The following is a 20,020-nucleotide window of genomic DNA, read 5'->3' as shown; positions in this document are numbered from 1 at the left end:
CCTCACTCCGCCGGAACCGCGCCCGAGGCCTTGGCCGTTTTGCGTGCCCCCGCCGCGACGCGATACCGCCGGTCACTGAGGCTAAACACACCGCCAAGGGCCATGATGATCGACCCCGCCCAAATCCAGTTCGCAAAGGGTTTGAGATAGGTGCGCACGGCAAATCCGCCGCTCTCTTGCGCGTCGCCAATCACCAGATAGACATCACGCCAGAACCCGTTGTGAATATCGGCCTCGGTGGTGGGCATTCCAGCCACCGGATAGACGCGTTTTTCAGGCCTCAGGGTATAGAGCTCTTGCCCGTCCCTCAGGATCGTAAAGACCCCCATGGTCGAGAAATAGTTCGGCCCGCGCACTTGTTCGACATCGTCCATACGGATGGTCAGGTCGTCGACAATCGCCGTGTCGCCGATGTTCATGACGCGGATGTCTTCTTGTTCCCATGCCATCAGACCGGCAATGCCAAAGATCGTGATGCCCAGACCCGCATGGGCAATCGCCTTGCCCCAATCGGCGCGCGGCAGACGCATCACACGGCGCAGGCGCGCGGTGATGTCGCCGCGTCCCGTGCGGCTGGCAAGATCGACCACGGCACCGGACACAAGCCACGCCCCAAGGAACAGGCCGACGGGGCCAAGGGCGCTGCGCCCCGTTTGCATCGCCCAGACCAGCGCGGCCAGCGACAGGGATAGCACGAAAGCGCCACTGAGTTGCAGGAACACGCGTCCCATCTTGGCGCGTTTCCACGGCAACATCGCCCCGATGGGCAACAGCAACGCAAGCACGACCATGAACGGCGTAAACGCCATGTTAAAGAACGGCGGCCCCACCGAGAGCTTGCGCCCCAACGTCACCTCGGCCACCAGCGGCCAGATCGTGCCGACAAACACCACCAACGCGGCCACGGCCAGCAGGATATTGTTCATCACCAACAGGGATTCGCGGCTGACCACGCCAAAGACGCCTTTGGCCGTCAGGGCACCGGCCCGCGCCGCATAAAGGGTCAGCGCGCCGCCCATAAACACCGCCAGAATACCGAGGATAAACACCCCGCGTTCGGGATCATTGGCGAACGCATGGACCGACGTGATCACGCCCGAACGCACGATAAACGTGCCAATCAGGCTGAACCCGAAGGCCATGATGGCAAGGAGGATGGTCCAGCTTTTCAGCGATTCACGTTTTTCCACCACGATCGCGGAATGCAGCAACGCGGCGGCAATCAGCCACGGCATGAACGAGGCGTTTTCGACCGGATCCCAGAACCAGAACCCGCCCCAGCCAAGCTCATAATAGGCCCACCATGATCCCAGACCGATCCCGATGCTGAGGCAAATCCAGCTGAGCAAGGTCCAAGGACGCACCCAACGCCCCCATGCCGCATCAACGCGCCCCTCGATCAAGGCGGCCACGGCAAAGGAGAAACAGATAGAAAGACCCACATAGCCCAGATACAGGAACGGCGGATGGAACGCCAAACCGGGGTCCTGCAACAGCGGGTTCAGGTCCTGACCGTTGAACGGCGGCACCTCAAGACGGGTGAACGGGTTCGACGTCAGGATAATAAACAGCAAAAACGCCACCGCGATCAGGGACTGCACCCCTAGAACCCGCGCCCGCAACGTCGGCGGCAGGTTCCCGCCAAACCACGCGGCCATCGCTCCGAACAGTGCAAGGATAAGAACCCAGAGCAACATCGACCCCTCATGGTTCCCCCAGACGCCCGAAATCTTGTAGATCATCGGCTTGTCCGTGTGCGAGTTCGCCACGACAAGTTGCAGCGAAAAGTCTGACGTCACAAAGGCATAGGTCAGCGCGCCAAAGCTGGCAGCGACCAACAGGAACTGAATCGTAGCGGCGGGTTCTGCCACGGCCATCCAGCCGTACCAGCGTTTATGGGCGCCAATCAGAGGCACGGTGCCTTGGACGATCGCAACCGCCAAAGACAGGATCAAAGCAAAGTGGCCGAGTTCAATAATCATGCCCCGGATCATAGGGCGATTGGGCGGGCGCGCCAATCAGGAATAGCTGCGAGATTGCGCCACACCCGAAAAATTGAGGTCCGGTTAGAACGTCGCCGCCATCAGGACCAAAATGGACGCACCAAAGGCGAAATTCAGGACCGCGCGCCGCTCACAGACCGGCGGGTAGAACAGGTATTTCACGACGACGCGGTTCAGTTTGGTCACGGTCTTCATTGGCCGTTCCTCCAATCCATCAAGGCGGGGTTGTCGGTTGGCGCAGGTGTCGCGCCGCCCTCGATCATGCGCAGGGTGTTCAGGTGATGGGTGACGACGGGTGTGCGCGCCATGGTCGTCGCGATGGAGCGTTGGAAATCCTGCCCCTTGGCCTGATGGCGCGCGCCGAAATAAAAGCTGATGATCGCGCCAAGCAGCCACCAGAGCGGTTCGGGCACCAGTGAAATCCCCTGCATCCGCGCGGCAAACCAGATCGGATCGACCATCGCCGTCACGAACAACCCGATCGTGCCCATGGCCAGCGCGGGGCGCGGCAAGCGGTTGATCGCGTCGATGATCCGGTCGAACAGGCCGGGTTTCGGCATGGCGAATTCGGCGGCGAATTGATCCAGAACCGCCTTGCGCAGTTCGGCGTCGCGCTCGGCCCCGGCTTCGGTGTTTTCCATGAACACCTCGGCGGTTTCCTTGACCACATTGCGCCCGTTGCCGAACAGGAAATCGAAAACGGCGGTGATTACCCCCATGATGCCACCCGCGCCGCATGTTCCGATGGGGTCAGGCGATAGCGAGGGCTGATGAATTCCTCGGCCCGCGTGATCCAGCCGCCTTTGCCGCCATCGCGCCGTTTTGCGTATTTGCGGCTGCTCTCACGGCGATCGGCGAGGTCGTAATAGTAATTCCGCCGGGCAATCCCATAGGCATCCGCGATGTGGCGCGGTGCGACCTCGGCCGCGGCCGTGGCGGCGAAAACGGTGTTCGGGCCCAGAATGCCATCGACGGCCAGCCGGTGCCCCATGTCGTTTAACAGCCGCTGCAGCACCCGGATCGCATTGTTGCCCGCGTTCACATACATGTCGAACACGGATGGCTGCAGGATCTCGGGCAGCTTATCCAGACCGGGCCGGATGAAATAGTGATCGACGAAAATCTCGGTGGCCTGTTCGGGCGTCAGGCGCTTTACGTCGCGCGCATCAATCCGCCCGTCCCCGTTCAGATCCATCCCAAGGCGCACCATGGTCCCTAGGGTCACACCGTATTTCGTCGGACCACCCGGATCGTCGGGGTCATTCACATAGCCCCCTTCGCGCTCGATGATCTGTGCGGCGATGTCGCGAACACTGTACATGAAAAGCCCCCGTTCAATGCTGACGGGGGCAGTTTGGTTTCGCTTGGGTTAATTTAGACCTCAGGTACCGCTCGGTTCCACATAGGTGCCCTGTTCCTTGAGGGCATCAATGACCTCTTTGGGCATGTAGGTCTCATCGTGTTTGGCAAGGATTTCAGAGGCTTCAAAGACACCGTTCACGTAACGACCGGTGCCGACCATGCCTTGGTTTTCCTCAAACAGGTCGGGCAGAACGCCGGTATAGGTCACGGGGATCGACGCACCGCCATCCGTCACCTCAAAGGACACGGTTTCGCCCTGACCCCGGATCAGGGTTCCTTCGGCGACCAGACCGCCGATGCGAAACACCTCATTGGGTTGGGGCGGTTCCTCGGCCACCTGACTGGGCGAGCGGAAAAAGTTGATCCCGTCCTTGAACGCATAGCCCATCAGACCCACGGACACCGCCATCGCCACAAAGGCCAGGATGATGATCTGAATACGGCGTTTCTTTTTCAATCCGCGCATATCGGGTCCTCCGGTTCGCGTCCCTTAGGGGAACACAGGTGCCAGCATCAGGCCAGCGGTTTCCTCATAGCCCAGCATCAAGTTTGCGTTTTGCATCGCCTGACCCGAGCTGCCTTTGTTCAGGTTATCGAGGGTCGACACGATCAACGCCCGCCCCGACACCCGATCAGCCACGACGCCAATATGACAGAAATTGCTGCCTTGGACATGCGACATTGCGGGCAGTTTGCCAAAGGGCAGAACCTTGATGAACGGCTCATCCGCATAGGCGGCGGCCATGGTGTCATAGATCACCTGCGCGTCGCCCTTGACGTAACAGGTCGCCAGAATGCCCCGGTTCACCGGCACCAGATGCGGCGTGAACACGATTTCCACAGGACGACCGGCCAGCAGCGAGAATTCCTGATCGAACTCGCCCAGATGGCGGTGCACGCCACCGGCGCTATAGCCCATCACGTCCTCGGACCGTTCGGCAAACAGCATATTTTCCTTCAGGCCCCGACCCGCACCGGACACGCCGTTTTTCAGGTCGCAAATGATGTTGTCCAGATCGATCACACCGGCCGAAATCACAGGGCGCAGCGCGAATTGCACCGTCGCCGCGTTACAGCCCGTGCCCGCAACCAGACGCGCGTCGCGGATGTCATCGCGATAGAACTCGGTCAGGCCATAGACCGCCTCGGGCTGAACCTCGGGCGCGTCATGGGGACGGTTGTACCATTTTTCATAATCCGCCGGATCGCGCAGACGAAAATCCGCGCCCAGATCGACGATCTTGACCGATTTGGGCAGCTCTTTCACGATCGCTTGGCTCAACCCGTGGGGCAGCGCGCAGAAACACAGATCGATGGTTGAAAAATCGATGTCCTCAACCTTGACCAGTTCCGGCAGGTCCAGATGGCGCAGATGCGGGAACACGTCGGACATGGCCATGCCCGCCTTGCGATCCGCCGACAGCGCGGCAATGCGCATCCCCGGATGGGTGGCGATCAGGCGGACAAGTTCGGCGCCGGTGTAACCAGAGGCGCCCAGAATTGCGATGTTGTGGGTCATGTGGTGACCTTTATTCAGGAAATTCAGATAGTAGATGCGCCCCAAGGGCACCCGTTTCAAGCCGCGCGGAACGAGATCGGTCGTCGCAGGAACTGGGTTGCCTTGCTGGACACGTGCTCGGGGTCGCCGGTGGTCAGGAAACAGGACTCGGTGCCCGCGCCCATCATATCGGGATGGCGTTTTAGATAGTCGTCCAGACTGGAGGCCACCAAATTCGCCTGCGAATAGACCGCCACATCGGGGCCCAATGCCTTTTGAAACGCGTCCTGCATCAGGGGATAATGGGTACAGCCCAAGATCGCCGCCTCGGGTTTCGGCATCCGGCGCAACAGGGCCTCAACATGGCTGCGCACTAGTGCTTCGGCCAGAATTTCATCCCCGTCCTCAATCGCATCGACCAGACCGCCACAGGGCTGGGCCTCAACATCGACACCGACGGCGCGAAAGGCCAGTTCGCGTTGAAACGCGCGGCTGGCGACCGTTGCGGGGGTTGCAAACAGGGCGACGTGTTTCACGGCGACCTCACGCGGCGGGGAATTGTCCCCCCATTGCCGTTCGGTCAGCGCCTCAATCAACGGCACAAACACGCCTAGGACGCGCTTGTCCTTCGGGATCCAGCTTTCTTGCATCCGGCGCAGGGCGGCAGCACTGGCCGTGTTGCAGGCCAGAATGACCAGATCACAGCCCGCATCCCACAGACGTTCCACGGCGGCGGTGGTCAGGTTGTAGACATCATCGGCGTCCCGCACCCCATAAGGCGCATGCGCGTTGTCCCCGAAATAGACAAACGGAACCTCGGGCAACCGCTTGGTCACCGCATCCAGAACGGTCAACCCGCCCAAGCCAGAGTCAAAAACGCCCACTGCCATTATGTTTTGTGCTTCTCTTCGAATTCAAAGCCGCGTTCATCCGGCCTTATATGTTGTGGTCCAAGCTCATACGTCGCTTTACGCAGAAAATCCATCATTGCTTTGGGACTTTGGGACAGGATTTTGACCTGCTCGGGGTCCACGGGCGACCCGATGGTGATCCTGACCGGATGGTCAACGCGGCGTGCGAATTCTCGGATCAATAATGACAGGCGCAGCGTCGGGTGCAAGTGGCTGGCGATCTGGAACAGGCGGGAATTGGCCCCGTCGAAATAGACAGGCACGACCGTTGCGCCCGATTTCGCCACCATCTTGGCCGTAAACGTGCGCCAACCGGGGTCCATGGGTGTGGAAAACAAGGTTTTGGACGTGGACACCGTGCCCCCCGGAAAGATGCCGACCGCCCCGCCGCCCCGCAGATGCGAAATCGCGGTGGCCCGCGTCTGCAGGTTGGTTTTTTGCGCGGCGCGGGTGTCCTGAAAGCTGACCGGCAGGATGATGGGGTCCAGTTCCGGCGCGCGGCGAAAGATCTCATGCGCAAGGATGCGGAATTCGGACCGGCGCGCAGACAGGATTTTGCCCATCATCAACCCGTCCAGAATGCCGAACGGGTGGTTCGCGACCACGATCACCGGCCCTGTTTCGGGGATTTGCGCCAGATTGCCGTCGATCTGCACATCCAGACCATAGCGCTCTGCCATCACGGTCCAGAAATCGCGCCCCTGTGCGACCTCAACCTCATAGCCCTGCGCACGACGGATCAGACCGATGCGACCGGTCAGGTTCTCAATCGAACGGATCACCGCCCGCCCTGCCCGCGTCTGGGCCGAACTGGCATAGCTGACCTCGCGTGTCGCCTTGTAATCCATCTTCTCCGCCTCAGGCCGTTCGCGCCGCTGGGACGCATAATCCCTAACGGCGCGTGGCCCAAGAGGTTTCGCAATTTCCGCGCGAAACCGTTACTCGGCGGCCACCGGCATGGCGGTCTGATCGGCCCGCAATTGCGCCAGCAGACTTTCCCGCGTTTTGGCGGCGCGGCGTTGGTTGGTCTCTTTGACCGGGCCAAACCCGCGGATGTCCAAGGGCAAACGCGCCAGTTCCACCGCCGCAGGCCCGCCCACCGACAGGGCCAGTTCCATATCTGCCTCATATTCACGGATCAACGCGCGTTCCATCCGGCGGTCCTTTTGGTATCCGAACGGGTCAAGCGGCGTGCCGCGCAGAACCTTGCCAAGGGACAGCACCCCCAAAGCCGGCCCCATGATCCAACCGGGCAAGGCGCGTTTGACGGGTCGACCGTTGCTGCCCTTGGCCGAAACTACCGGCGGTGCCATGTGATAGGTCAGGCGCGTGCGCCCCTCAAAGGTCTGGGCGACCTGTTTCGCGGTGGACCGATGCAGGCGGGCGACCTCATATTCATCCTTATAGGACAAGAGCTTATGATACCCTTCGGCAAGCGCCGCACGCAGGTCGGGATCTTGGGCACGGTCCACAAGTGCAAGGTATTTCCGCGCCAACCCGGCACCCTGATAGGCGCGCAGGTGATCGGCACGAAAATCGATTTTCTCTTGCGTGGTCAGCGGCTTATTGGAGGTTTCGGATGTGATCACACCTTCCAAATCGGTCTGGTTCAGAACCGCCCAACGTCCAATTTCGAAAGCGCGCAGGTTCCGTTCAACCGCCGCGCCGTTCAGCTGGACCGCCTTGGTGATCGCCTCATGGCTGAGCGGGACAAGACCCTGTTGCCATGCCGCACCCAGCAGGATCATGTTGGAAAAGATCGTATCGCCCATCACCGCCTCGGCCAGTTTGGACGCATCAAACACGGTCAGACGATCCCGCAGACGCGCATGAAGTTTGACATCCAACTGGTCAAACGGAATGGTGAAATTGGCATCCCGCGTGAAGTCACCTGTGGTGATTTGGTGGCTGTTGACCACCGCCCGCGCCGTGTCGGGTTTGACCAGTTCAAGGGTCTTTGCCCCCGCCGTCACAACCATATCACCGCCGATCAGGCAATCGGCCTCCCCCGTGGCGACGCGGATCGCGCTGATGTCGGCGGGGTCATTGGCCAGACGGCAATGGATGTGCACTGCGCCGCCCTTTTGCGCCAGACCGGCCATTTCCATCATGCCCGCGCCTTTGCCGTCGAGTTGCGCCGCCTGCGCCAGAACCGCGCCGATGGTCACAACGCCGGTGCCACCAACGCCGGTGATCACCATGTTATAGGTCCCTGAAATCGCGGTGATTTCCGGATCGGGCAGATGGCCGACGTCGATCTCTGTCGTGGCCTGTTTGCGGATTTTACCGCCGTGGACGGTGACAAAGGACGGACAGAAACCGTCGAGACAGCTAAAGTCCTTATTGCAGGACGACTGATCAATCGCGCGTTTGCGGCCCAGTTCCGTGTCCAGCGGCACCACCGCCACACAGTTCGATTGCACGCCGCAATCGCCACAGCCCTCACAGACATCTGGGTTGATCATGACGCGACGATCGGGATCGGGGAAATTGCCGCGCTTGCGCCGACGACGTTTTTCGGCGGCACAGGTTTGAACATAAATAATGGCCGTTACACCGCTGATTTCGCTCAGCTCTTTCTGAACCGCCTCCATCTGATCACGGGTCACGCATTCGATCCCGTTGGGCATGGATTTCGGATCGAACGCCTCTTTGGGATCATAGACGACGGTCAGGCGGCTCACCCCCGCCGCCAGAACCTCGGCCGCGATTTTCTGGGGGCTTAGGTCACCCTCATTCGCCTGCCCGCCGGTCATGGCCACCGCGTCGTTGTAGAGGATTTTATAGGTGATGTTCGTACCCGCCGCGATGGCCGCGCGGATCGCCATCAGACCCGAGTGGTTGTAGGTCCCGTCGCCGAGGTTCTGAAACACATGTTTGCGGGTCGAGAACAGAGACTCGCCGACCCAATTCGCGCCCTCGCCACCCATTTGCGTGAACCCTTGGGTATCTCGGTCCATCCATTGCACCATGTAATGGCACCCGATCCCCGCATAGGCGCGGTGGCCCTCGGGCACCTTGGTCGAGGAGTTGTGCGGACAGCCGGAACAGAAATACGGCACCCGCGTCGCGGCGTCGGGCCCGTTGTCGATTTTCGACGTCTGCTCAATACGTTCCAGAGCACCTTTCACGTTATCTGTCGCGCGTCCCTCTTCGATCAGGATAGCGCCCAGTTTCTGCGCTATCACCACGGGATCAAGGGCCGATTGCGTCTGGAACAGATGCTCACCCCGATCGTTTTTCCAGCCATAGACGCGGCGCCCGTTGCGGCGGTCGAAAATCGCCTCTTTGACCTGCACCTCGATCAGTTTGCGCTTTTCCTCGACCACAACGATCAGGTCCAGACCTTCGGCCCACTCGGAAAATCCTCGCATGTCCAGGGGCCAGACCTGCCCGATTTTATAGGTTGTCAGACCCAGGCGCGCGGCCTCATCCGCGTCGATCCCCAGCAGCGAGAGCGCATGGGTTAGATCCAGCCAGTTCTTGCCCGCCGCGACAAACCCGATTTTCGCCCCCGGACGGCCCCAGACACGGTGGTCCATCTTGTTGGCGTGGGAAAACGCCTCGGCGGCGTGGCGTTTGAAATCGATCATCCGCGCCTCTTGGGCGACGGGCGTGTCGATCAGGCGGATGTTCAACCCGCCCTCTGGCATGGTGAAATCGGGTGTGACAAAGGACATCCGGTCGGGGCGACCATCGACGACCGCCGTGGCCTCAACCGTGTCTTTGACGGTTTTAAGACCCGCCCAGACCCCCGCAAACCGCGACAGGGCATAGCCATAAAGGCCATAGTCCAGAATTTCCTGAACCCCCGCGGGGCTGAGAACCGGCATATAGGCGTCAACCAAGGCCCAGTCCGATTGGTGCAGCGTGGTTGAGCTTTCGCCGGTGTGATCGTCGCCCATGGCCATAACAACGCCGCCATGCAGGGACGTCCCCGCCATATTCGCGTGGCGCATCACATCGCCCGAGCGGTCCACGCCGGGCCCCTTGCCGTACCACAGGGCAAACACACCGTCATAGGCGCCCTCACCCCGCAATTCGGCCTGTTGACTGCCCCAGATGGCGGTGGCGGCAAGATCTTCGTTCAAACCCGCCTGAAATTTGACCTGCGCCTTTTCCAGATCAGTGCGGGCACGCATCATCTGCTGATCCACCGCCCCAAGGGGAGAGCCGCGATAGCCCGTCACAAACCCAGCGGTGTTCAATCCGGCAGCACGATCGCGCGCCGCCTGCATCAACATCAGGCGAACAAGCGCCTGCGTGCCATTTAAAAGAACGGTGTCCTTGCCCAGATCAAAACGATCCTGCAACGTGACCTCTAGACTGCCCATCACGCACCTCCCTGCGGTATAGAAGCTATAGGGTCATGATAGGTCAAAAAAGCTGACCTACAAAATAGAATTTCCCTTATTCTTCAATTGCAATTACTGCTAAGGCATTGGTAGTTAGCGCCGTTAAAAACACTAGGGATTTTGAAAGAGTATTGCGCGATGGATTGGGACAAGCTCAGAATATTTCACGCGGTCGCCGACGCGGGTAGTCTCACCCACGCGGGTGATACGCTGCATCTGTCGCAATCCGCGGTATCGCGCCAGATTCGCGCCCTCGAAGAGAGCCTGAACACCACCCTGTTTCACCGCCACGCTCGGGGACTGATTCTGACCGAACAGGGGGAGTTGCTGTTTGATGCGACCGCCGCGATGGTCAAACGTCTGGAAACCGCCGCAGCCCGCATTCGCGACAGCGAGGAAGAGGTATTCGGCGAATTGCGCGTCACGACCACCACTGGGTTTGGCACGCTGTGGTTGGCCCCGCGCCTGCCGAAGCTTTACGAACGTTACCCCGATCTGAACATCGACCTGATGCTTGAGGAACGTCTGTTGGACCTGCCGATGCGTGAGGCCGACGTCGCCATCCGCATGAAAGAGCCAAGTCAGGCCGACCTGATCCGCAAACGTCTGTTGACCGTGCGGATGCGCATGTATGCGACGAACCAGTATCTTGAGGCGAACGGCGTGCCCGAAACCATGCCCGACCTCAGCAGTCACCGCCTGATCTGTCAGGCAGCGACCACGCCGCAGGTGGCCGGTGGCGCGATGCTGGTGCGCGAGTTGCTGACCCATGACATCCCGTCGCGTCTGACGGTGAACAACTATTTTGGCGTTTTGCAGGCGGTGAACAACAACCTCGGGATCGGGGTTCTGCCGAACTACCTGACCGAGGATTTCCCCGATCTGGTCCGTGTCCTGCCCGAAATCGAGAGCACCGAGGTCCCCGCCTTCCTCGCCTATCCTGAGGAACTGCGCCATTCCAAACGCGTGGCGGCTTTCCGCGATTTCGTCAGCGAAGAGATCATTGAGCACCGCCGCCGCCAACGCGACGCGGCCATCTGATCCGCGCCCTGTCACGTCAAAAAATCGCCTTTGCGACTCTCAAATGGTGGCCGTTATGCATCACAAGCATAGCGGCCATGTGCACCTGCGGCATTTTTTTCCTTGATTGGTTCTCACTCTGCCCATAAATGCAGCGCGAAGACAGCGGTTATGCCGCTTCTTTACCTCCCTGTTGGACTTCGGCCGAGCTTTGTCTCGGCCTTTTTTTTGCGCTCTTGACGGGATGCGGAATTCGATGCAGGCGCGCGCCGCGTCATTAAACCCACACCTTCCCCGTAAAAAAGTGCGCTTTGGCACCGCCGGTCCCTTTCCCCCGTGCGGGCTTTGGCCTAAAAGGCGCGCAATCACGCGCCTTGGGGACCCAGTATGACCGAACCTCAGATCACCAAAGACATCATTGCCGCACATGGCCTGAACGATGATGAGTACGCAGAAATCCTGCGCATTCTGAACCGCGAACCCACGTTCACCGAACTGGGTATCTTTTCGGCCATGTGGAACGAGCACTGCTCGTACAAGTCGTCCAAGAAATGGCTGCGCACGCTGCCGACCACCGGCCCGCAGGTCATCTGTGGCCCCGGCGAAAACGCCGGTGTGGTCGATATCGGCGACGGTCAGGCCGTGGTCTTTAAGATGGAGAGCCACAACCACCCGTCCTATATCGAGCCCTATCAGGGCGCTGCGACCGGTGTCGGCGGCATTCTGCGCGACGTGTTCACCATGGGCGCGCGCCCGATTGCGGCGATGAACGCGCTGTCGTTTGGTGAAAAAGACCACCCCAAGACCCGTCAGTTGGTCCACGGCGTGGTTGAGGGCGTTGGCGGTTACGGCAACTGTTTCGGCGTTCCGACCGTCGGCGGTGAGGTGCGGTTCCACCCCGCCTATAACGGCAACTGTCTGGTGAACGCATTCGCCGCAGGTCTGGCCGATGCGGACAAGATTTTCTATTCGGCGGCTTCGGGCGTCGGCATGCCGGTTGTGTATCTGGGTGCGAAAACCGGCCGTGACGGTGTTGGCGGCGCGACCATGGCGTCGGCGGAATTCGACGACACGATCGAGGAAAAGCGCCCCACCGTTCAGGTCGGTGACCCGTTCACCGAAAAACGCCTGATGGAGGCCTGTCTGGAACTGATGAAAACCGGTGCGGTGATCTCGATCCAGGACATGGGCGCGGCAGGTCTGACCTGTTCGGCGGTTGAAATGGGCGATAAGGGCGAATTGGGGATCCGTCTGGATCTGGAAAACGTGCCCCAGCGCGAAGAGAACATGACCGCCTATGAAATGATGCTGTCGGAATCCCAAGAGCGGATGCTGATGGTTCTGAACCCCGACAAAGAAGACGCCGCACGCGCCGTGTTCGAAAAATGGGATCTGGATTTCGCAATCGTGGGCGAAACCATCGCCGAAGACCGTTTCCTGATCATGCACAACGGCACCTGCATGGCCGACCTGCCGCTGTCCAAGCTCAGCTCGTCCGCGCCGGAATACGACCGTCCGTGGGTCGAAACCCCTGCGGTGGACGCGATGGACGACGTGCCGGGCGTTGATCCGATTGACGGCCTGAAGGCTCTGTTGGGTTCGCCCAACTATTGCTCGCGTCAGTGGGTGTTTGAACAATACGACAGTCAGGTCATGGCCGACACCGTGCGTATCCCCGGTCTGGGTGCCGGCATCGTGCGCGTCCATGACACGGACAAGGCGCTGGCGTTTACTTCGGACGTGACGCCCCGCTATGTCAAAGCAAACCCCGTCGAGGGCGGCAAACAGGCGGTGGCCGAGGCCTATCGCAACCTGACCGCCGTAGGTGCAAAACCGCTGGCGACGACCGACAACCTGAACTTCGGCAACCCCGAAAAGCCCGAGATCATGGGCCAGTTCGTCGGCGCGCTGAAAGGCATCGGTGCCGCCGTTGGCGCACTGGACGTTCCGATCGTGTCGGGCAACGTGTCTCTCTATAACGAAACCGATGGTCAGGGCATCCTGCCGACGCCGACGATTGGCGCGGTTGGTCTGCTGAACACGCTGGACGATCTGATTGCTGGCGCGGCCGAGGACGGCCAACTGGCCCTGTTGGTCGGGGAAACCGCCGGTCACTTGGGTCAATCGGCCCTGCTGGCCGAGGTGTTCAACCGCGAAGACGGCGATGCGCCCCATGTCGATCTGGACGCGGAACTGCGCAACGGTGACTTTATCCGCGCAAACCGCGAATTGATCGGGGCCTGTAATGACCTGTCGGACGGTGGTCTGGCGATGGCCGCGTTTGAAATGGCCGAGGCCGGCGGCGTTGGCGTCCAACTGGACAGCAGCGACACCCCCTTCCTGTTCGGTGAGGATCAGGCGCGCTATCTGATCGCCTGTACCTTTGATCAGGCCGAAGCCCTGATGTCCGCCGCCGCACAGGCCGGTGTGAGCATCGTGACCGTCGGTAAATTCGGCGGTGAAACCGTGAAACTGGGCGATACCGAGGCTACGCTGGCCGAGATGTCGGCGATCTATCGCGACGCATTCGGCGGCTATTTCGCCTGATCCCTTTCCAGTCACAGCGATTTTTGAACGGGCGCTCACCATGCGCCCGTTTTATTTTGTCCCGCTAACCCCGTTAACATGACTATAAATGTCAACTTCTCGGGACAGGGGATTGCACCGCGCGCGGGCGCGGACTACATCTTGGGCAAGGTAACAGGAGGTCCCCCAATGGCAATCGAAGCGCAGGAAATCGAAACTCTGATCCGCGCCAAATTCCCCGACGCCCAGATCACGATCACGGATCTGGCGGGCGACGGCAACCACTGGGCGGCCGAAGTGATTGATGAATCGTTCCGCGGCCAGAACCGCGTGCAACAACAGCGCGCCGTTTATGCCGCGCTCAAGGAACAGATGTCGGGCAGCAACGGTGCGCTGCATGCGCTGGCCCTGACGACCAAAGCCCCGGACTAACGCCGGACAACCCACCAACGGGCCCCCGACCGGCCCTGACGCGCGGAGCATCGCACATGAGTGACGCAAAGACCCTGATCGACGAAACCGTCAAAGCCAACGATGTCGTTCTGTACATGAAAGGCACCAAGGACATGCCGCAGTGCGGTTTTTCCAGCCGTGTCGCAGGCGTTCTGAACTTTATGGGTGTGGACTATCAGGACGTGAACGTTCTGGCCGATGAAGCCATTCGCCAAGGCATCAAAGACTATAGCGACTGGCCCACCATCCCCCAGCTGTATGTCAAAGGCGAATTCGTCGGTGGCTGTGACATCATCACCGAGATGACCCTGTCGGGTGAGTTGGACACGCTGCTGGAAAGCAACGGTGTGACCTTCGACAAAGAGGCCGCCGACAAAATCCGTGAGGCAAACGCCTGACCCACGGATCATCCGGACAGTAAAAAACCGCCGCATCCCGTTGGATCGCGGCGGTTTTTCTTTGGCTTAGGCGGGGATCAGGCCCCTGCCCGTTCCTCAATCTCATCGGCCAGCGATTCCGAGCGGGCCGCCAGTTCCGCCATACTATCCAGCAGCGTCTGCGGGATCACCGGCACCTCAACCTTGGTGGGTTCGGGCGCGGGTTTGGCCTTGAGTTCCGACACCTGATTTTGGCTGTCATCCAGACGCGCCTGTACGGTTTTGAGCTTTTCCTCAAGCCCCGCCGTTTTATCGGCCAGCATCAGCCCCGCCATCAACAGCATCCGCGCCTCGGGCAGACGCCCGATTTGCGACACCAGCGTCGAGGCCTCATTGTCCAGCAACGCGGCCGCCGATTGCAGAAAGCTCTCCTCGCCCTCTTGGCAGGCGACCTCAAAGCTGCGTCCGCCAATGGTGATCTGTACCTCAGGCATTGTTGATCTCCTCTACCATCGGGGACAGTTCGCCAATCAACCCGTCCAGTTCGGCGCGGTCGGCCTCTTGCTGGGCACGCAGGGCAATCAACTCGGCCTGCATGGATTTGTTGATCAGATGCGCGTCGGCCAGACCTTCGGCATTTGCCTCACGCAGGGCGGTGTTGCTGGCACGCAGGTCGGCGGTCGCACGGCGCAACTTGTCCAAATCCTTTTCCGCCGTCTGGGCCCGCGCGGTCAATTCCGCGATCTGGGCCTCAAGACCCGCGACGTTTTTATCCTGTTTCTCGCGGATCGCCTTGACGCGTTCCTCAAGCTGGGCGTTGGCGGTTTTTTCTTCGGCCAAGGCCTGTTTCAGCTGTTCAATCTCGGCACTGTCCGCACCGGATGCGGCGGCGCTATCCGCGTTGGCCTCGGAGGCGGCCGCCACCTGATCGCGCAAACGCTCGGCACCTTTGCCGATCCGTTCAAGCGCATAGGCGATGCGGCGTTCAAATTCTGCAATATCGCTCATCTCTGCCTGGTCCAGATTCTTTTTGTTAAGCCCGTTCTCTGTGTCCGACTGCGCCCCTAAGACGAATCAAACCACCGGCTATTCCCCCGATATTACCCAAAGCTTGGGGGAAATGCCCCCCTTTTCCCCGATGGCGGCGATGGCACGCTTGCACTTGTCCAGAACCTTGGTACACAGCCCGAATACAGCAGCCCGTAATATAAAGGACCACACCCTTGGACCTGAACGCACTTGCTCAAGCCAATCCTGAGCACTGGAAAAAAGCAAGCGCCATCCGCGCCCTTGCGATGGATGCAATCGCCGCCGCAAATTCCGGCCACTCCGGTATGCCCATGGGCATGGCCGATGTCGCGACGGTTTTGTATGAAAAGCACCTGAAATTCGACGCCTCCGCGCCCCAGTGGCCCGACCGCGACCGGTTTATCCTGTCCGCTGGTCACGGCTCGATGCTGCTTTATTCGCTGCTGCACCTGACGGGCTACGAAGATTTCCCGATCGAGCAGATCAAGAACTTCCGCCAGATGGGCGTCTATACCGCCGGTCACCCCGAATACGGCCACGGTCGCGGTGTTGAAACGACCACCGGTCCTCTGGGCCAAGGGATCGCCACCGCCGTGGGTTTCGCCATGGCCGAGGAAATCCAGCGCGCCCAATACGGCAAAAAGGTTGTCGATCACCACACCTATGTAATCGCGGGCGACGGCTGCCTGATGGAAGGCGTCAGCCAAGAGGCCATTGCATTTGCTGGCAAGCATGAGCTGTCCAAGCTGATCGTCTTCTGGGACAACAACAACATCACCATCGACGGCACCGTCGACATCACCGACGTCACCGATCAAGTCATGCGGTTCAAGGCCTCTGGCTGGCAGGTCATCGATATCGACGGTCACAACCCGACCGAGATTGATGAGGCCATCGTCGCCGCCAAGAAGTCGAAGAAACCGTCGATGATCGCGTGTAAAACGCATATCGGTATCGGTTCCGCCGCACAGGATACGCCCAAAGCACACGGCGCCCTGACCGACGCGACCCTGATCGCCGACACCAAGGCCGCCTATGGCTGGACCGCCGACGCGTTCGAAATCCCCGCCGACATCAAATCCGCATGGGAAGCGATCGGCAGCCGTGGCGCAGCCGACCGCGCTGAATGGGAAGCGCGCTTTGCCACCCTGTCCCAAGGCAAACAGAACGAGTTCAACCGCGTCTACGCGGGCGATGCGCCGAAAAAGCTGTCGGCCGCTGTCAAAGCCCTGAAAAAACAGGCCAGCGAAGACCAACCCAAGGTCGCAACCCGTAAGGCCAGCGAGATGACCCTCGCCGCGCTGAACCCGCTGTTGACCGAAACCGTTGGCGGCTCGGCTGACCTGACCGGCTCGAACAACACCAAGACCAGCGATCTTGGCGTCTTCATGCCCGACAGCCGTGGCGGTCGTTATGTCTACTACGGCATCCGTGAACACGGTATGGCGGCAGCGATGAACGGTCTGGCCCTGCACGGTGGTGTGCGCCCCTATGGCGGCACGTTCATGTGCTTTGCCGATTATGCACGCGGCGCGATGCGTCTGTCCGCGCTGATGGGTGTGCCCGTGACCTATGTCATGACGCATGACAGCATCGGCCTTGGCGAAGACGGCCCGACCCACCAGCCGGTTGAGCACCTCGCCATGCTGCGCGCGACACCGAACATGAACGTGTTCCGTCCCGCCGATCTGGTCGAAACGGCCGAGGCATGGGAAATCGCGCTGACCGCGGACAAGACCCCGTCGGTTCTGGCCCTGTCGCGTCAAAACCTGCCGACCGTGCGCAAGGATCACAAGACCAAGAACATGACCGCCCTCGGCGCCTATGTTCTGGCCGAAGCCGAAGGTAAACGTCAGGCGATCCTGATGGCCACCGGCTCTGAGGTCGAAATCGCACTGGCCGCTCGTGACCTGCTACAGGCCGAAGGTATCGGCACCCGCGTTGTGTCCATGCCCTGCTGGGAACTGTTCGAGGCTCAGGACGCATCCTACCGCAAACGCGTTCTGCCGGGCGGCCCCGTCCGCGTCGCGATTGAGGCCGCCGGTCGTATGGGCTGGGACAAATGGCTGATGGGTGAACGCGGCCGCGACACCAAAGCAGCCTTTGTCGGCATGGAAGGCTTTGGTGCCTCCGCTCCGGCACCTGAGCTCTATGCGCATTTCGGCATCACCGCCGAAGCGACCGCGCAAAAGGTCAAAGATCTGCTGGGCTAACGCGCCGGTCAAATCGACTAAAACAACAAAGGCTCCGATCAACGATCGGGGCCTTTTCAATTTGATAACCGGCGCAACGGATCAGTGCGCGGCGGATTTTCCGGTGATCGCGCCGATCAACGGCCCGATGATCCGCGTGGCAATCGGGATCAACACAAACCCCAACGCCAGACCAATCACCCCATCCACACCGGCGGTGATCGCCCATTCCGCAAACCCATGCGCCGCCTCAGGCACGTAATGCGCACCGGCCACGGCCAGATCATGAATGTGATGTCCCAACCACGGCCATCCCATCTCCTCAAGCCCATGGACGATGATTGAGCCACCAACCCACAACATCGCCAGCGTCCCAACCGTCGACAACAGCTTCATGAACACGGGCATCCCTTTGACCAACCCGCGCCCAAAGGCTCGTGTCGCCGTCAACCGCCCCCGCGCCGACAGGAACAGGCCAACATCATCCGCCTTTACGATCAAGGCAACGCTGCCATAGACCAGAATGGTAATCCCGATCCCCACAAGCGCCAGCGCGACCCCTTTGACAAACAACGATCCATCGGGAATGGCCGACAGGGAAATGGTCATGATCTCTGCAGACAGGATGAAATCCGTCTTGATCGCGCCCTTGACCCGCGTCGTCTCCAGATGGGCGGGATCCTTGATGTCCATATCCGCCTCAACCGCATGATCGCCATGCGGGAACAGGACGTGGAACACCTTCTCCGCACCCTCAAAACACAGGTACGCCCCCCCCAACATCAACAAAGGCGCAATCACGAACGGCGCGAAAGTCGAAAGCAACAGGGCCAGCGGCAACAGGATCACCAGCTTGTTGAAAAACGAGCCCTTGGAGATTTTCCAGATAATCGGCAATTCGCGATCGGCGGAAAACCCGTGCACGTATTTCGGCGTCACCGCCGCATCGTCGATCACGATACCCGCCGCCTTGGACCCCGCTTTGGCCGCTTGGGCCGCCACATCGTCGACCGAGGCCGCCGCGACTTTGGCAATCCCTGCCACATCGTCCAATAGCGCTAACAAACCGCTCATTCAAAAAACTCCTGAAAATCCCGCGTCTCTTTGTACCCGACGTCCTGTTTGGCGCAACCCCGTGTGGTGGCGCAATCAGTTATCGCCAACATTCCGACTTTGGTCATGTTTATCGCTAACACACTGGTTTTTTTGGCTTTTCACCTTTGCAATATGGGGCATGGGACGCTAAGTCGCCCCTATACGCGCTGCATCAGGAGAATCTTCATGACCGTCACGATCGGCATTAATGGCTTTGGCCGCATTGGCCGCTGCACCTTGGCCCACATTGCTGAGGCTGCCCGCAACGACGTCCAGGTCGTCAAGATCAACGCGACCGGCCCGATTGAGACCAACGCCCACCTCCTGCGCTATGACAGCGTCCATGGCCGTTTCGGCAATGACGTCAAAGTGGACGGCGACACGATGGATATCGGTCGCGGCCCGATGAAAGTTTTCTCGACCTACAACCCCGAGGAACTGGACTGGGACGGCTGTGACGTTGTTCTGGAATGCACCGGCAAATTCAACGACGGTCATAAATCGGCGATCCACCTTGAGCGTGGCGCGAAAAAGGTCCTGATCTCGGCCCCCGCGAAAAACGTCGACCGCACTGTGGTCTATGGCGTGAACCATCGCGAGATGCTGGCCGATGAGCGTATGATCTCGAACGGCTCCTGCACCACCAACTGTCTGGCCCCGCTGGCCAAGGTGTTGAACGACGCAATCGGCATCGAACGTGGCATCATGACCACCATCCACAGCTACACCGGCGACCAGCCGACGCTGGACCGTCGTCACAGCGATCTCTACCGCGCACGTGCGGCGGCGATGGCAATGATCCCGACCTCGACCGGTGCTGCCAAGGCCCTGAAAGAGGTGCTGCCCGAACTCGAAGGTCGTCTGGACGGCACCGCCTTGCGCGTCCCGACCCCGAACGTCTCCGCCGTGGACCTGACGTTCGAGGCCCAAAAGGACGTCACCGTCGAGGACGTCAACGAAATCGTCCGTGAGGCCGCCGCCGGTCACATGGGTGCGGTTCTGGGCTATGATCCCGAACCCAAGGTCTCGATCGACTTTAACCACACGACACATTCGTCTATCTTTGCCCCTGACCAGACCAAAGTGATCGGCGGCCGTACGGTGCGCGTTCTGGCTTGGTACGATAACGAATGGGGCTTCTCCGCACGTATGGCCGATGTGGCTGGAACGATGGGTCGCCTGCTGAACTGACGCGGGGC

The 20,020-nt window shown here is 60.4% G+C and carries 18 protein-coding genes; 6 read left to right on the top strand and 12 right to left on the bottom strand.

Features of this window, described 5'->3' with window-relative positions:
- Nucleotides 1–2: 2 nt before the first annotated feature.
- The 9 genes from R1W00_RS07365 to R1W00_RS07325 form a co-directional block, all read right to left on the bottom strand.
- Nucleotides 3–1,982 carry a heme lyase CcmF/NrfE family subunit gene (locus R1W00_RS07365; protein ID WP_317262082.1) on the bottom strand — a complete coding sequence of 660 codons (1,980 nt, stop codon included), beginning with the start codon at nt 1,980–1,982 and terminating at the stop codon, nt 3–5.
- Between the two features lie 84 nt (nt 1,983–2,066).
- The gene (locus R1W00_RS07360) at nt 2,067–2,198 is read right to left on the bottom strand and encodes a hypothetical protein (RefSeq protein ID WP_317262081.1); all 132 of its coding nucleotides are present in this window, start codon (nt 2,196–2,198) and stop codon (nt 2,067–2,069) included.
- Nucleotides 2,195–2,722 carry a holin family protein gene (locus tag R1W00_RS07355; protein WP_317262080.1) on the bottom strand — a complete coding sequence of 176 codons (528 nt, stop codon included), beginning with the start codon at nt 2,720–2,722 and terminating at the stop codon, nt 2,195–2,197. The genes R1W00_RS07360 and R1W00_RS07355 overlap by 4 nt, the downstream gene beginning before the upstream one ends.
- Nucleotides 2,713–3,324, bottom strand: a complete 612-nt coding sequence (locus R1W00_RS07350; protein WP_317262079.1) for a holin-associated N-acetylmuramidase — start codon at nt 3,322–3,324, stop codon at nt 2,713–2,715. The genes R1W00_RS07355 and R1W00_RS07350 overlap by 10 nt, the downstream gene beginning before the upstream one ends.
- A gap of 60 nt (nt 3,325–3,384) precedes the next feature.
- Nucleotides 3,385–3,831: a cytochrome c maturation protein CcmE gene (ccmE, locus tag R1W00_RS07345; RefSeq protein WP_317262078.1), complete on the bottom strand. Its 447-nt coding sequence runs from the start codon at nt 3,829–3,831 to the stop codon at nt 3,385–3,387.
- A gap of 24 nt (nt 3,832–3,855) precedes the next feature.
- Nucleotides 3,856–4,884 carry an N-acetyl-gamma-glutamyl-phosphate reductase gene (argC, locus tag R1W00_RS07340; protein WP_317262077.1) on the bottom strand — a complete coding sequence of 343 codons (1,029 nt, stop codon included), beginning with the start codon at nt 4,882–4,884 and terminating at the stop codon, nt 3,856–3,858.
- 56 nt (nt 4,885–4,940) lie between these two features.
- On the bottom strand, nt 4,941–5,753 hold the full coding sequence (locus R1W00_RS07335) for a glutamate racemase (RefSeq protein WP_317262076.1): 813 nt from the start codon (nt 5,751–5,753) through the stop codon (nt 4,941–4,943).
- Complete coding sequence (locus R1W00_RS07330; RefSeq protein WP_317262075.1) at nt 5,753–6,622, bottom strand: lysophospholipid acyltransferase family protein; 870 nt, start codon at nt 6,620–6,622, stop codon at nt 5,753–5,755. Before R1W00_RS07330 ends, R1W00_RS07335 begins: the two co-directional genes overlap by 1 nt.
- Nucleotides 6,623–6,712: 90 nt before the next feature.
- Nucleotides 6,713–10,108, bottom strand: coding sequence for an indolepyruvate ferredoxin oxidoreductase family protein (locus tag R1W00_RS07325; protein ID WP_317262074.1), 3,396 nt, complete (start codon nt 10,106–10,108; stop codon nt 6,713–6,715).
- Between the two features lie 159 nt (nt 10,109–10,267).
- Here R1W00_RS07325 and R1W00_RS07320 point away from each other — a divergent pair, with 159 nt between their 5' ends.
- From R1W00_RS07320 to grxD, 4 genes are all read left to right on the top strand, one after another.
- The gene (locus tag R1W00_RS07320) at nt 10,268–11,170 is read left to right on the top strand and encodes a LysR family transcriptional regulator (protein ID WP_317262073.1); all 903 of its coding nucleotides are present in this window, start codon (nt 10,268–10,270) and stop codon (nt 11,168–11,170) included.
- Nucleotides 11,171–11,536: 366 nt separating this feature from the next.
- Nucleotides 11,537–13,696 (top strand): phosphoribosylformylglycinamidine synthase subunit PurL, encoded by a 2,160-nt coding sequence (purL, locus tag R1W00_RS07315; protein ID WP_317262072.1) that lies wholly within the window; start codon nt 11,537–11,539, stop codon nt 13,694–13,696.
- 168 nt (nt 13,697–13,864) lie between these two features.
- Entirely contained in the window at nt 13,865–14,107 is a 243-nt protein-coding gene (locus R1W00_RS07310; protein ID WP_317262071.1) for a BolA family transcriptional regulator, read from the top strand.
- 56 nt (nt 14,108–14,163) lie between these two features.
- Nucleotides 14,164–14,526: a Grx4 family monothiol glutaredoxin gene (gene grxD / locus R1W00_RS07305; RefSeq protein WP_317262070.1), complete on the top strand. Its 363-nt coding sequence runs from the start codon at nt 14,164–14,166 to the stop codon at nt 14,524–14,526.
- Nucleotides 14,527–14,603: 77 nt separating this feature from the next.
- Here grxD and R1W00_RS07300 read toward each other — a convergent pair whose 3' ends face one another.
- On the bottom strand, nt 14,604–14,999 hold the full coding sequence (locus tag R1W00_RS07300) for a cell division protein ZapA (protein WP_317262069.1): 396 nt from the start codon (nt 14,997–14,999) through the stop codon (nt 14,604–14,606).
- The gene (locus R1W00_RS07295; protein ID WP_317262068.1) at nt 14,992–15,513 is read right to left on the bottom strand and encodes a hypothetical protein; all 522 of its coding nucleotides are present in this window, start codon (nt 15,511–15,513) and stop codon (nt 14,992–14,994) included. The genes R1W00_RS07300 and R1W00_RS07295 overlap by 8 nt, the downstream gene beginning before the upstream one ends.
- Before the next feature lie 215 nt (nt 15,514–15,728).
- Here R1W00_RS07295 and tkt point away from each other — a divergent pair, with 215 nt between their 5' ends.
- Nucleotides 15,729–17,747: a transketolase gene (gene tkt, locus R1W00_RS07290; RefSeq protein ID WP_317262067.1), complete on the top strand. Its 2,019-nt coding sequence runs from the start codon at nt 15,729–15,731 to the stop codon at nt 17,745–17,747.
- An 81-nt stretch (nt 17,748–17,828) separates the two neighbouring features.
- Here tkt and R1W00_RS07285 read toward each other — a convergent pair whose 3' ends face one another.
- Nucleotides 17,829–18,800 carry a DUF808 domain-containing protein gene (locus tag R1W00_RS07285; protein ID WP_317262066.1) on the bottom strand — a complete coding sequence of 324 codons (972 nt, stop codon included), beginning with the start codon at nt 18,798–18,800 and terminating at the stop codon, nt 17,829–17,831.
- Nucleotides 18,801–19,007: 207 nt separating this feature from the next.
- Between R1W00_RS07285 and gap the strand changes: the two genes are divergently transcribed.
- Nucleotides 19,008–20,012, top strand: coding sequence for a type I glyceraldehyde-3-phosphate dehydrogenase (gene gap, locus R1W00_RS07280; protein WP_317262065.1), 1,005 nt, complete (start codon nt 19,008–19,010; stop codon nt 20,010–20,012).
- Nucleotides 20,013–20,020 lie beyond the last annotated feature (8 nt).

This window comes from Rhodovulum sp. FJ3, from assembly GCF_032918305.1.
GTDB lineage: Bacteria > Pseudomonadota > Alphaproteobacteria > Rhodobacterales > Rhodobacteraceae > SAT37.
Note: the sequence above shows the minus strand (reverse complement) of the source record. Positions and strands in the feature narration are given on the sequence as shown.